General features: G+C 71.2%; 12 protein-coding genes. 8 read left to right on the top strand and 4 right to left on the bottom strand.

The window, feature by feature from the left end:
- Together GBZ26_RS20570 and GBZ26_RS20565 are read left to right on the top strand one after the other, a co-directional pair.
- Positions 1-486 (top strand): DUF2244 domain-containing protein (locus tag GBZ26_RS20570; RefSeq protein ID WP_247884856.1); only part of this gene is annotated, 486 nt, incomplete at its 5' end.
- A gap of 89 nt (positions 487-575) precedes the next feature.
- Positions 576-1,463 (top strand): methylated-DNA--[protein]-cysteine S-methyltransferase, encoded by an 888-nt coding sequence (locus GBZ26_RS20565; protein WP_174440437.1) that lies wholly within the window; start codon positions 576-578, stop codon positions 1,461-1,463.
- 19 nt (positions 1,464-1,482) lie between these two features.
- Here the strand turns inward: GBZ26_RS20565 and dapB are convergent, their stop codons facing one another.
- Both dapB and znuA read right to left on the bottom strand, forming a co-directional pair.
- Complete coding sequence (dapB, locus tag GBZ26_RS20560) at positions 1,483-2,280, bottom strand: 4-hydroxy-tetrahydrodipicolinate reductase (protein ID WP_174440436.1); 798 nt, start codon at positions 2,278-2,280, stop codon at positions 1,483-1,485.
- A 71-nt stretch (positions 2,281-2,351) separates the two neighbouring features.
- Positions 2,352-3,329 carry a zinc ABC transporter substrate-binding protein ZnuA gene (znuA, locus tag GBZ26_RS20555; protein WP_174440435.1) on the bottom strand — a complete coding sequence of 326 codons (978 nt, stop codon included), beginning with the start codon at positions 3,327-3,329 and terminating at the stop codon, positions 2,352-2,354.
- A gap of 89 nt (positions 3,330-3,418) precedes the next feature.
- On the opposite strand from znuA, the gene znuC reads away from it, so the two are divergent.
- Together znuC and znuB are read left to right on the top strand one after the other, a co-directional pair.
- The gene (gene znuC / locus GBZ26_RS20550) at positions 3,419-4,243 is read left to right on the top strand and encodes a zinc ABC transporter ATP-binding protein ZnuC (RefSeq protein ID WP_211104867.1); all 825 of its coding nucleotides are present in this window, start codon (positions 3,419-3,421) and stop codon (positions 4,241-4,243) included.
- Complete coding sequence (gene znuB, locus GBZ26_RS20545; RefSeq protein ID WP_174440434.1) at positions 4,236-5,024, top strand: zinc ABC transporter permease subunit ZnuB; 789 nt, start codon at positions 4,236-4,238, stop codon at positions 5,022-5,024. The genes znuC and znuB overlap by 8 nt, the downstream gene beginning before the upstream one ends.
- A gap of 3 nt (positions 5,025-5,027) precedes the next feature.
- Here znuB and GBZ26_RS20540 read toward each other — a convergent pair whose 3' ends face one another.
- On the bottom strand, positions 5,028-5,912 hold the full coding sequence (locus GBZ26_RS20540) for a LysR family transcriptional regulator ArgP (RefSeq protein WP_174440433.1): 885 nt from the start codon (positions 5,910-5,912) through the stop codon (positions 5,028-5,030).
- Positions 5,913-6,019: 107 nt separating this feature from the next.
- Here GBZ26_RS20540 and GBZ26_RS20535 point away from each other — a divergent pair, with 107 nt between their 5' ends.
- Positions 6,020-6,619 (top strand): LysE/ArgO family amino acid transporter, encoded by a 600-nt coding sequence (locus GBZ26_RS20535; protein ID WP_174440432.1) that lies wholly within the window; start codon positions 6,020-6,022, stop codon positions 6,617-6,619.
- 61 nt (positions 6,620-6,680) lie between these two features.
- On the opposite strand, the gene GBZ26_RS20530 is transcribed toward GBZ26_RS20535, so the two are convergent.
- Entirely contained in the window at positions 6,681-7,994 is a 1,314-nt protein-coding gene (locus GBZ26_RS20530; protein WP_211104866.1) for a methyl-accepting chemotaxis protein, read from the bottom strand.
- A 339-nt stretch (positions 7,995-8,333) separates the two neighbouring features.
- Here GBZ26_RS20530 and GBZ26_RS20525 point away from each other — a divergent pair, with 339 nt between their 5' ends.
- From GBZ26_RS20525 to GBZ26_RS20515, 3 genes are read left to right on the top strand one after another with little or no spacing between them, the layout of a single operon-like run.
- Positions 8,334-9,119 carry a (Fe-S)-binding protein gene (locus tag GBZ26_RS20525; RefSeq protein WP_174440431.1) on the top strand — a complete coding sequence of 262 codons (786 nt, stop codon included), beginning with the start codon at positions 8,334-8,336 and terminating at the stop codon, positions 9,117-9,119.
- A 5-nt stretch (positions 9,120-9,124) separates the two neighbouring features.
- Positions 9,125-10,561 carry a LutB/LldF family L-lactate oxidation iron-sulfur protein gene (locus GBZ26_RS20520; RefSeq protein WP_174440438.1) on the top strand — a complete coding sequence of 479 codons (1,437 nt, stop codon included), beginning with the start codon at positions 9,125-9,127 and terminating at the stop codon, positions 10,559-10,561.
- Positions 10,562-10,563: 2 nt separating this feature from the next.
- Positions 10,564-11,250 carry a LutC/YkgG family protein gene (locus tag GBZ26_RS20515; protein WP_174440430.1) on the top strand — a complete coding sequence of 229 codons (687 nt, stop codon included), beginning with the start codon at positions 10,564-10,566 and terminating at the stop codon, positions 11,248-11,250.
- Positions 11,251-11,561 lie beyond the last annotated feature (311 nt).

Raw genomic sequence — 11,561 nt, 5'->3', positions numbered from 1 at the left:
CCCCGCGTCTTCTTCGACGCGATCCTGCACCCGCACCGCAGCCTGGGACGGCACGGGTTCCGTGTTCTGATGAGCGTCGTGATCCTCGTCAACCTGCTGATCGCCGGGATATTCGCCGCCAACGGGGCGTGGCCGGTGGTGCCCTTCTGCGGGCTGGACGTGGTGATCCTCTGGCTGGCTTTCCGCGTCAACAACCGCGCCGCCCAACTGTACGAGCGGGTGCGCCTGACCGACACCGACCTGACCGTCCAGCGCGTCGCCCGGAACAAGCCGGAGCGGCGCTGGAGCCTCCAGCCCAACTGGCTGCGCGTCACCCTGGACGGCCCGCCCCGGCACGGCGGCCAAGTCACTCTCTCCTCACACGGGCAGTCGGTGACCGTCGGCGCCTTCCTGACGCCGGACGAGCGGGCGGACTTCGCCAAGGCGCTGCGCGGCGCGCTGGCCCTGTGGCGCCGTGCCCCCTGCCATCCCGAACCGGTGCCCTGAGCGCCGGTAGGATTGCGCAAGAATCGGGTTGGTCCCCCTGCCCCGGCGGCGCATCCTGGGCCGGTCATGGAGCCTGGGAGAGAACCGCCATGCCGTGCCTGAATCCGGCCGAAGACCCAGTCGACGCGCGGCGCCACCGCGCCATTGCCGCCGCCATCCGCCATCTCGTCGACCATTGGCAGGACCAGCCGGGACTGGACGAGCTGGCCACGGTCGCCGGTATGAGCCCCTTCCACTTCCAGCGGCTGTTCACCCAATGGGCGGGGATCAGCCCGAAGCGCTTCCTGCAATTCCTGACGCTGGACAACGCCAAGCGGCTGCTCGCCGCGAACCAGAGCGTGCTGGACGTGGCGTTGGACGTCGGGCTGTCCGGCCCGTCGCGGCTGCACGACCTGTTCGTCGCCTGCGAGGCGATGACGCCGGGCGAGTACAAGGCTCTCGGCGGCGGGCTGACCATCCGCTGGGGCCTGCACCCCACCCCCTTCGGCCCGTCGCTGGTCGCCGCCACCGAACGCGGCGTCTGCTGGCTGAGCTTTGCCGAGGAGGAGGACGGGCGCGACGCGCTGGCCGAGATGGCCGCCGCGTGGCCGGCCGCCCGTCTGGTGGAGGACGCCGACGCCACCCGCCCGGTCGCCGCCCGCGCCTTCCGCTGGGACGGTTCCGCAGGAAGCGAGCCGCTGCGCCTGCTGATGAAGGGCACCAATTTCCAGATCAAGGTGTGGGAGGCGCTGCTGCGCATTCCCTCGGGCGCCGTCGTGTCCTACGAGGACGTGGCCCGCGCCATCGGCCAGCCGACCGCCATGCGGGCGGTGGGCGCGGCGGTGGGGCGCAACCCGGTCTGCGTGCTGATCCCCTGCCACCGGGTGATCCAGAAGTCGGGGATCATCCACAACTACCGCTACGGCGTCCCCCGCAAGCGCGCCCTGCTCGCCTGGGAGCAGGGGCACGCGATGCCGGAGGACGAGGCGGCCGCTTGAGGGGCCGCCGCGCGATCGGTCAGAGGCCCAGCACGTCCTTCATGCTGTAGAGGCCGGGCTGCTTGTCGTTGGCCCACAGCGCCGCGCGGACGGCGCCCTTGGCGTAGATCTGGCGGCCCGATGCCTTGTGGGTCAGCTCGACCCGCTCGCCCTCGGCGGCGAAGACCACCGTGTGGTCGCCGATCACGTCGCCGCCGCGCAGCGTGGCGAAGCCGATCTCGCCGCGCGGGCGGACGCCGGTGTGGCCGTCGCGGACCTTCTGCCAGACATCCTCCAACGCCACCCCGCGCCCCGCCGCCGCCCACCGGCCGAGGCCGAGCGCGGTGCCCGAGGGCGCGTCCACCTTGTTGCGGTGGTGCATCTCCAGGATGTCGATGTCGTAGTCGTCGCCCAGCGCGCGGCCGACCTGCTCGACCAGCGCCAGCAGCAGGTTGACGCCCAGCGACATGTTCGGCGACTGGACGATGGGGGTGTGGGTGGCGGCCTGGGCGATGGGCTCCTGCTGGACCGGGCCGATGCCGGTCGTGCCGATGACCAGCACCGTCTGCGACTGGGCGGCCAGCGCCGCGTGGCGGACGCTGGCCTCGGGGCTGGTGAAGTCGATCACCGCGTCGGCCTCGGCGAACAGCGCCGCCGCGTCCTCGATGGCGACGACCCCCAGCGGCTCGAGGCCGGCGAGGGTGCCGATGTCCTTGCCGAGCGCGGGGCCGCCCACCCGCTCCGTGCCGCCGGCCAGCGTGCAGCCCGGCGTGGCGGCGATCTCGCGCACCAGCATCTGCCCCATGCGCCCCGCGCACCCGACGACCCCGATCTTCATGCCTGCCTCCCTGGGAGAATTCCGAGACGGGTCTAGCACAGCCGGAGGCAAGGCTTAAGCGCCGTGAAGGATCAGGACCCGAGGCAGTCCTTCAGCGAGGCGGCGATGTTGCGCATCAGCGCGGGGTAGAGGCCGGGACCGTCCTTCAGGTCCGCCCCTTCGGGGTCGAGCACGCCCTTCTTCGCCGGGGTGCCCTCGACGATGGTGTTGACCAGCGCCGGTTCGAACTGCGGTTCGGCGAAGACGCAGGCGGCGCCGAGGCCACCGATCTTGGCGCGGATCTCCGACAGCCGCTTGGCCGAGGGGCGGCGTTCCGGGTTGACGGTGATGGCGCCGACGCCGTTCAGGCCGTACTGCGCCTCGAAATACTGGTAGGCGTCGTGGAAGACGACGAAGGGCCTGCCGGCCACCGGGGCCAGCGCCGCCTTCAGCTCCGCGTCCAGCGCGTCGATGGAGCGGGCGGTGCGCTCGGCGTTGGCGGTGTAGGCGGCGGCGTTGGCCGGGTCCTTGGCCGTCAGCGCCTCGGCGATCGCCGCGACCATGGCGCGGGCGTTGGCGGGGGAGAGCCAGATGTGGGTGTTCACCTCGTCATGCCCGTGATCGTCCTCATGGGCGTGCTTGTCGTCATGCTTATGATCGTGATCGTGCGTGTGCTCATGCCCGTGGTCGTGGGCCTCCCAGGCACCGCCTTCGCGGGCGTCGAGCAGGGTGACGCCCGGCGCCTCCAGCAGCGTGACGGAGGTGGCCTGCCTGGCGTTCGCCGTCACCGGCTTGTCGAGGAAGCCCTCCAGCTCCGGTCCGATCCAGAAGACGAGGTCGGCGGCGGCCAGCGCCTTCGCGTCCGACGGCTTCATGGCGTAGGTGTGGGGGGACGCCGCGCCGCGCACGATCAGCGCCGGCTCCGCCACCCCCTCCATCACCGCGGCGACCAGGGAATGGACCGGCTTGATCGAGGCGACGACCTTCGGCGCTTCGGCCAGCGCCGGAAGGGCGGCGCCAAGGGTGACGGCAAGGGCAAGAAGCGGCAGGGGACGCATCGCGGCGCGCATGGGTGGGTTCCTCATCGTCTGACTGGACAGCCGGGTCTTTCCGGCGCATAGCTGTCTTCGTTTCCAGCAATGTCACGTTATAACATAACATGTCAATCCATCACGGGGCCGATCACGCAGCCCCCCACGCGGCGCGTTCGCCGATTCCGTCCCTGGCCCCTCCCCTGGTCGACACCAAGGGCCTGACGGTGCGGCTGGGCGGGCGGACGATCCTCGACCGCGTGGACCTGGAGGTGCGGCCCGGCGAGATCGTCACGCTGATCGGACCCAACGGTGCGGGCAAGACGACGCTGGTGCGCGCCGTGCTGGGCCTCGTCCGCGCCTCGTCCGGGATGGTGGAGCGCCGTAAGGGACTGCGCATCGGCTACATGCCGCAGCGCCTGACCGTCGACGCGACCCTGCCGCTGACCGTCCGCCGCTTCCTGGCGCTGTGGCGCCCGGTGACCGAGGCGCGCATCACCGCGGCGCTGGAGGAGGCCGGCGTCTCCCACCTCGCCGCCAGCCCGGTGCAGACGGTGTCCGGCGGCGAGATGCAGCGGGTGCTGCTGGCCCGCGCCCTGCTCGGCGATCCCGAGCTTCTGGTGCTCGACGAGCCCGACCAGGCGGTGGACGTCCATGGGCAGGCGGAGCTGTTCGGGCGCATCGAGACGCTGCGCCGCACCCGCGGCTGCGGCGTGCTTCTGGTCAGCCACGACCTGCACACGGTGATGGCGCGCACCGACCGCGTGCTCTGCCTCAACGGCCATGTCTGCTGCCAGGGCGCGCCGGAGGACGTGCGGCGCCACCCGGAATACCGCGCCCTGTTCGGCGGCCACGCCGACGCGCTGGCCGTCTATGTCCACCACCACGACCACGCGCACGCCACCGACGGCGCCGTGGTGCCCGGCCATGACGGGGACTGCTGCCATGGATGACTTCGTTCTGCGCGCGCTGGCCGCCGGCTGCGGCATCGCGCTGGTCGCCGGCCCGCTGGGCTCCTTCGTGGTGTGGCGGCGCATGGCCTATTTCGGCGACACGCTGGCCCATTCCGCCCTGCTGGGGGTGGCGCTGGGCTTCCTGCTGGGCGTCAACCCGCTGATCGGCGTGGTCGGCGTCTGCGTCGCGCTGGCGCTGGCGCTGGTTGGGCTGCAGCGGCGCCGCGCGCTGGCCACGGACACCGTGCTGGGCATCCTGTCGCATTCTTCGCTGTCGCTGGGCCTCGTCGCCATCGCCTTCCTGGAGACGCTGCGCGTCGATCTGGTCGCCTATCTGTTCGGCGACATCCTCAGCGTCACCACGGCCGATCTGGTCTGGATCTACACCGGCGGTGCGGCGGCTCTGGGCGGGCTGCTTCTGCTGTGGCGCCGGCTGCTGGCGGTGACGGTGGACGAGGATCTGGCGCGGGTCGAGGGCATGCCGGTGGAGGCGCTGCGGCTGGCCTTCATGCTGCTGATCGCCCTGGTGATCGCGGCGGCGATGAAGATCGTCGGCATCCTGCTGATCACCTCGCTCCTCATCATCCCGGCGGCCGCCGCCCGCCGCTTCTCCCGCACGCCGGAGGCGATGGCCGCCCTGGCCTCGGTCTTCGGGATCGCCGCGGTGCTGGGCGGCCTGCTCTCCTCCCTGAACTGGGACCTGCCGGGCGGGCCGAGCATCGTGGTCGCCGCCGCCGCCCTCTTCCTGGCGAGCATGATGGTGCCAGTGGCGAACCGGTGAGCGTCAGAGTTGCGTCAACTGGGCACGCGCCGTCGTCAACACCGAGCGCGTGATGCCGGCCAGGGTGCGGCTGGCGATGCGGCTGCGCTGCCAGAACAGCGGCACGTCGAGCGGCTGGTCCGGCACCAGCGCCACCAGCCGCCCGTCGCGCAAAGCGCCGGCGACCAGCGGCTCCGGATTCATGCCCCAGCCGAGCCCGGCCAGCGCCGCGTCCACGAAGGCGTGGGTGGAGGGCATCCAGTGGGTCGGCGAGGCGATCTCCACTCCGAAGGCCTGCCGGGTCCACTGCGTTTGAAGCCGGTCCTTGCTGTTGTAGGTCAGGCGCGGCGCGCGGGCCAAAGCCGCCGCCTCCACCCCATCGGGGAAATGCCGGCGCAGGAAGTCCGGGCTGGCCGTCGCCACGTAGCGCAAGGCTCCCAGCGGTGTGCTGTCGCAGCCCTGCACCGGCTGGGCGCCGGACGTCACCGCCGCCAGCACCTCCCCCCGGCGCAGCCAGTCGGCGCTGTGCTCCTGGTCGTCGAGGACGAGGTCGAACAGCACGTCCGGCGTCCCGGCCATCGCCGCGACGAACCAGGTGGCGAGGCTGTCGGCGTTGACCGCCATGCGCACCGTCACCGCCGGCCCGTCCTGCGGCAGGCCGGGAAGCCCGTCGCGCAGCTCGCTCTCCAGCAGGGCCACCCGCTCCGCGTGCTGGCTCAGCCGCAGGCCGGCGGGGGTGCCGGTGCAGGGCGACCCGCGCACCACCAGGATCGTCCCCATCCGCTCCTCCAGCAGCTTCACCCGCTGGGACACGGCGGAGGGGGTGACGTGGAGCTGCGCCGCCGCCCGCTCGAAACTGCCGGTCCGGACGACCGCGGCCAGCGCGGCGAGCAGGGCGTAGTCCAGCATGGCTTAGCGTTCCTTAATCAGGATAAGGGACTTTAGGTATTCTAATCCGGACGGCGATGGTAGGGGAACGGCCTCCGCCACCGATATCGCCAACGAATGGGGCCGCCATGCTCTCCGCCTTCCTTCCCGGCCTCCTGCTGGGTCTCAGCCTGATCGTCGCCATCGGCGCGCAGAACGCCTTCGTGCTGCGCCAGGGCCTGCGCGGGGAGCATGTGCTGGCCGTCTGCGCGACCTGCGCGGTGTCGGACGCCCTGCTGATCCTGGCCGGGGTCGGCGGCTTCGCCCAGGCCGCCCACTGGCTGCCCTGGCTGGAGACGGCGACCCGCTACGCCGGGGCGGCCTTCCTGCTGGTCTACGGGCTGCGCAGCTTCCGCTCGGCCTGGCGGGCGGGCGGCGCGCTGGACCCGGCTTCGGCGGTTCCGGCGGGGCTCGGCGCGACGCTGGCGACCTGCCTGGCGCTGACCTGGCTGAACCCGCACGTCTATCTGGACACGGTGGTGCTGGTCGGGTCGGTGTCCACCCAGTTCGCCGAGGGCAAGCACGCCTTCGCGCTGGGGGCGATGACCGCCTCCCTCCTGTTCTTCTTCGCGCTGGGTTTTGGTGCGCGCCTGCTGCGGCCCGTCTTCGCCCGGCCCGGCGCGTGGCGGGCGCTCGACACCGGAATCGGCCTCGTCATGTGCACGATCGCGGTGGGTCTGGTCGCCTGAGCGACGGAACGTCGATAGGGGGCCGGCGCGGAGATCCCCCTTCCCCGCGCCGGTCCGGTCGTCAGGACGCCTTCAGCGCCTGCAGGAAGGTCTCGACCTGATGCTTCAGGCTGTCGGACTGGCCCGAGAGGTCGGAGGAGGAGCGGATGACGAGGCTGGAGGCCTGCGCCGTCTCGTTCGCCGCCACGCTGACCGCCTCGATGCTGCGGGCGATCTCGTCGGTGCCGCGGGCGGCCTGGGCGACGTTGTTGGAAATCTCCTGGGTCGCCGCCGCCTGCTCCTGCACGGCCGAGGCGATGGTGGTGGAGATCTCGTTGATCGAGCGGATCGTCTCGCCGATGCCCTGGATGGCGACGATCGTCTGGTTGGTCGCCCCCTGGATGCCGGCGATCTGGGCGGAGATGTCCTCGGTCGCCTTGGCCGTCTGGTTGGCGAGGCTCTTCACCTCGCTCGCCACCACGGCGAAGCCCTTGCCGGCCTCGCCGGCCCGCGCCGCCTCGATGGTGGCGTTGAGCGCCAGCAGGTTGGTCTGGCCGGCGATGCCCTGGATCAGCTTCACCACGTCGCCGATGAGCTGCGCCGACTGGGCGAGGCTGTCGGCGGTGCCGCCGATCTGCTCGGTGCGCGACACTGCCTCACGGGCGATGGCGACCGACCGCTCGACCTGCTGGCCGATTTCCCCGATGGAGGCGGAGAGCTGCTCCGCGGCGGCGGCCACCGCCTGGACGTTGGACGCCGCCTGGGCGGTGGCGCTGGCCGCCTCCGCGCTCTGGCGGGTCGACCGTTCCGACAGGGCGCCGAGCTGGCGCGACACGCCCTGCATGTCGGCCGAGCTGCCGGACACCGCCTGGACCACGCTCTTGACCTTCGCGTCGAAGTCGGCGGCGAGGGAGCCGGCGCGCTGGCGCATCTCCTCCTCCTCCTGGACGTCGATCAGCGAACCGCAGGCGCGCAGCGCCACGCCGGCCGCGTTGCGCCGGCAGCCGCCGATGGCGCGGAACCAGCGGTAGGAGCCGTCGCGCATCTTCACGCGGTAGCGCACGTTGAAGGGCGTGCGGCCGGTGGCGTCGGCCAGGAAGGCGCCGAAGGCGGCGAAGGTCGGGGCGCTGTCGTCCGGGTGCAGCCGGTCCGACCAGGAGGTCATCAGGTTCGGGAAATCCTGCTCGCCCTCGAAGCCGAGCAGGCGGCGGAACTGACCGGACCAGGTCCAGCGGCTCTGCGGATGCGCCGGGTCGCCGTTGTGGAACACCGCGTCCCACAGGCCAACGCCGGCGTGGTTGCCGTAAAGGTCGAGCGCTTCGGTCAGCTCGGCCAGTTCAGCGCCGCGCCCGTTGCCAGCCTCGGACCCACCCCGGAAAAATCCCATCAGACTCATGGACTTACCCCCCTCCCCTCACGCGACGATCGCTACAACTTCAAGGTGAATGTCTTGACCGAATTGATCGGTCGGCCTGTCTTCGTATACGGACGATATGTGAAATTAGATTTCATTTTGGTAAAAACCTTTTCCATCTTTTTGAAACAGAAAACGTGCCCGACCCATTGTTTGTTTCGCTTTCTGTATGTTTGACTTTTTTACTTTTGGTTGTGCAAAGGCCTTCGCCATCCGGCGCACCGCGACCGGACGCCGCCGGCCCGGCCCGTTGCCATCCCCACCTGGACGACCTACAGTCGCCGACGTGAGGGGATAAGCGCACCAGAAGAACAGGACACCATGGCCGACACCCGCCCCGCCCCCCGAGTGGGGCTGTTCGTCACCTGCCTCGTCGATGTCTACCGCCCGACGGTCGGCTTCGCCGCGGTGAAGCTGCTGGAGGACGCCGGCTGCACGGTCGAGGTGCCCGCCGCCCAGACCTGCTGCGGCCAGCCGGCCTTCAACGCCGGCGACCGCGCCACCGCGCGCGATCTCGCCCGCAACACCATCGCCGCCTTCGAGGGGTTCGACCATGTGGTCGTCCCCTCCGGCTCCTGCGCCGGGCAGATCCGCAAGCATTACCCGGAGCTTCTGGCCGACGACCCGGCCTGGGCGGCGCGGGCGCAGCATCTGTCGGCGCGCACCTATGAGCTGGTGTCCTTCCTGACCGACGTGCTGGGGGTGACGGACACCGGCGCGCGCTACGACGGCACGATCACCTACCACGACAGCTGCTCCGGCCTGCGCGAGCTGGGCGTCAAGGAGCAGCCGCGCCGCCTGCTGGCCAAGGTCGAGGGGCTGACCCTGAACGAGCTGCCGGGGGCGGAGGTCTGCTGCGGCTTCGGCGGCACCTTCTGCGTCAAGTACCCGGACATCTCCAACCGCATGGTCGAGGCCAAGACGGCCGACATCGCGGGCACCAAGGCCGACACGCTGCTGGCCGGCGACATGGGCTGCCTGCTGAACATGGCCGGCAAGCTGAAGCGCGAGGGCTCCGCCGTCCGCGTCCGCCACGTCGCGGAGGTGCTGGCCGGCGTCACCGACACCCCTCCCATCGGCGAGCCCATAAAAAGTGGGAGGGCGTGAAGACGATGCAGCCGACCACCCACGCCTTCCCCGAGAACGCCCGCAAGGCGCTGAGCGACGAGCGGCTTCAGAAGGTTCTGGCCATCGCGCCGGCCGGTTTCGTCAACCGCCGCAAACAGGCCGCCGACCGGCTGCCGGAGTTCGAGGCTCTCCGCGACCAGGGCCGCGACCTGAAGAACCACGTGCTGGCCAACCTCGACACCTATCTGGAGGCCTTCGAGGGCAAGGTCACCGAACAGGGCGGCCATGTCCACTGGTGCCGCACCGACCAGGAGGCGCGCGACGCCATCCTGGGCATCTGCCGCAAGGTCGGGGCGAAGACCGTCACCAAGGGCAAGTCGATGATCTCCGAGGAGATCGGGATCAACGACTACCTGGAAGCCAACGGCCTGACCCCCATCGAGACCGATCTCGGCGAATACATCATCCAGCTCCGCCGCGAGCCGCCCAGCCACATCATCGCCCCGGCCTTCCACCTGTCCAAGGCGGACGTGGAGGGCACCTTCCGCCAGGCCCACAGCGACCTGCCGGCGGACCGCGTGCTGGACGAGCCCAAGGTGCTGATCGCCGAGGCGCGGCAGGTGCTGCGCCGCAAGTTCCAGCAGGCCGACGTCGGCATCACCGGCGCCAACATCATGGTGGCGGAGACCGGTTCCACCGTCATCGTGACCAACGAGGGCAACGGCGACCTGACGCAGATCCTGCCGCGCGTCCATGTGGTGATCGCCACCATCGACAAGGTGGTGCCGACGCTGGAGGACGCGGCGCTTGTGCTGCGCCTGCTGGCGCGCTCCGCGACGGGCCAGGAGGCATCGGCCTACACCACCTTCTCCACCGGCCCGCGCCGCCCCGGCGACCTCGACGGGCCGGAGGAGTTCCACGTCGTTCTGCTCGACAACGGGCGGTCGGCGCTGCTCGGCACCGAGTTCCAGGACGTGCTGCGCTGCATCCGCTGCGGCGCCTGCATGAACCATTGCCCGGTCTATGGGTCGGTCGGCGGCCATGCCTACGGCTGGGTCTATCCGGGGCCGATCGGGTCGGTGATGCAGCCCGCCCTGCTGGGGGTGAAGGAGGCCGGGCACCTGCCCAACGCCTCGACCTTCTGCGGGCGGTGCGAGGCGGTCTGCCCGATGCGCATCCCCCTGCCCAAGATGATGCGCCACTGGCGGGAGAAGGAGTTCGAGCAGAATCTCCAGCCCGCCGCCATGCGCCGGGGGCTGGCGCTCTGGGGCTGGTTCGCCCGGCGCCCGGCGCTCTACCACGCCGCCACCCGCATGGCGGCGCGGGCGCTGGGGATGCTGGGCCGCGGCAAGGGACGCTTCGCCCGCCTGCCGCTGGCCCAGGGCTGGACCCGGCACCGCGACATGCCGGCGCCGGAGGGCAGGACCTTCCAGCAGATGTGGGCCGAGAAGAAAGCGGCCGAAAAGAAGGGGACGCGCTGACCATGGCCGACACCGGCTCCGCCCGCGCCCAGATCCTGGGCGGCATCCGCAAGGCGCTGAACTCCGCCGAGGGGTCGGAGGAGGCGCGCCAAAGGCTCGCCACCCACCCGCGCAACCTGATCCCGGCCCGCGCCCAGCGTCCCCACGACGAGCAGGTCGAACTGTTCGTCGCCATGGCGACGGAAGTCTCCGCAACCGTCGAACTGCTGGGCGGGATGGCCGAGGTGCCGGGGGCGGTGGCCGACTATCTGGCCGGGCTGAACCTGCCCGCCGAACTCCGCGTCGCCCCGGACGCCGCTCTGGACCCCATCCCCTGGGACCAGCGCCCAACCCTGACGGTGACCAAGGGGCGGGCCCGCGACAGCGATGGCGCATCTCTGACCGGCGCCTTCGCCGGGGTGGCGGAGACCGGCACGCTGATGCTGCTGTCCGGAGCGGAGCGGCCGACCACGCTGAACTTCCTGCCCGACACCCACATCGTCGTGCTGAAGCGCGCCCAGATCGTCGGCACCATGGAGGACGCCTGGGACCGGCTGCGCGCCGCCGGGGGGAACGATGGCGGAAAAGGCGCCCTGCCCCGCACCGTCAACTTCATCACCGGGCCGTCGCGGACCGGCGATATCGAGATGCGGATCGAGCTGGGCGCCCATGGGCCGCGGCGTCTTCACATTCTTCTGGTGGAGGATTGACACGGCTGAGCGTTCAAGGGTTTATCGGAGCGTTGTCGGTGCCGGAACCCCTGATTTCACCGTGTTTGATCCGCCCCGCCCTTCGACCCGCGCGCCCGGACGGGCCGCGCCGAGGTCCCTGTCATGAGCCGCCGCCGCTCGGTCTCCACCGAGGAGCGGCGGCTGTGGCGGATCCCCCTGCGCCGCGCCGGGCCCAATCCCGGCCCGGGCGTCCGAGACCCCGCGACCCCCGCCGCCCCCCCGCGCGAGCCCGGACCCCGGCGCACCCCCCCCCCCCCCCCCCCCCCCCCCCCCCCCCCCCGCGCGGCGCC

The organism is Azospirillum formosense, from assembly GCF_013340925.1.
Lineage (GTDB): Bacteria > Pseudomonadota > Alphaproteobacteria > Azospirillales > Azospirillaceae > Azospirillum > Azospirillum formosense.
This window is presented reverse-complemented; position numbering and strand designations above follow the sequence as displayed.

Excerpts from the sequence above, each read along its gene's own strand:
- GBZ26_RS20565 (WP_174440437.1), top strand. The coding sequence starts at position 576 with ATGCCGTGCCTGAATCCGGCCGAAGACCCAGTCGACGCGCGGCGCCAC.
- dapB (WP_174440436.1), bottom strand. The coding sequence starts at position 2,280 with ATGAAGATCGGGGTCGTCGGGTGCGCGGGGCGCATGGGGCAGATGCTG.
- znuA (WP_174440435.1), bottom strand. The coding sequence starts at position 3,329 with ATGCGCGCCGCGATGCGTCCCCTGCCGCTTCTTGCCCTTGCCGTCACC.
- znuC (WP_211104867.1), top strand. The coding sequence starts at position 3,419 with ATGTCAATCCATCACGGGGCCGATCACGCAGCCCCCCACGCGGCGCGT.
- znuB (WP_174440434.1), top strand. The coding sequence starts at position 4,236 with ATGGATGACTTCGTTCTGCGCGCGCTGGCCGCCGGCTGCGGCATCGCG.
- GBZ26_RS20540 (WP_174440433.1), bottom strand. The coding sequence starts at position 5,912 with ATGCTGGACTACGCCCTGCTCGCCGCGCTGGCCGCGGTCGTCCGGACC.
- GBZ26_RS20535 (WP_174440432.1), top strand. The coding sequence starts at position 6,020 with ATGCTCTCCGCCTTCCTTCCCGGCCTCCTGCTGGGTCTCAGCCTGATC.
- GBZ26_RS20530 (WP_211104866.1), bottom strand. The coding sequence starts at position 7,994 with ATGAGTCTGATGGGATTTTTCCGGGGTGGGTCCGAGGCTGGCAACGGG.
- GBZ26_RS20525 (WP_174440431.1), top strand. The coding sequence starts at position 8,334 with ATGGCCGACACCCGCCCCGCCCCCCGAGTGGGGCTGTTCGTCACCTGC.
- GBZ26_RS20520 (WP_174440438.1), top strand. The coding sequence starts at position 9,125 with ATGCAGCCGACCACCCACGCCTTCCCCGAGAACGCCCGCAAGGCGCTG.
- GBZ26_RS20515 (WP_174440430.1), top strand. The coding sequence starts at position 10,564 with ATGGCCGACACCGGCTCCGCCCGCGCCCAGATCCTGGGCGGCATCCGC.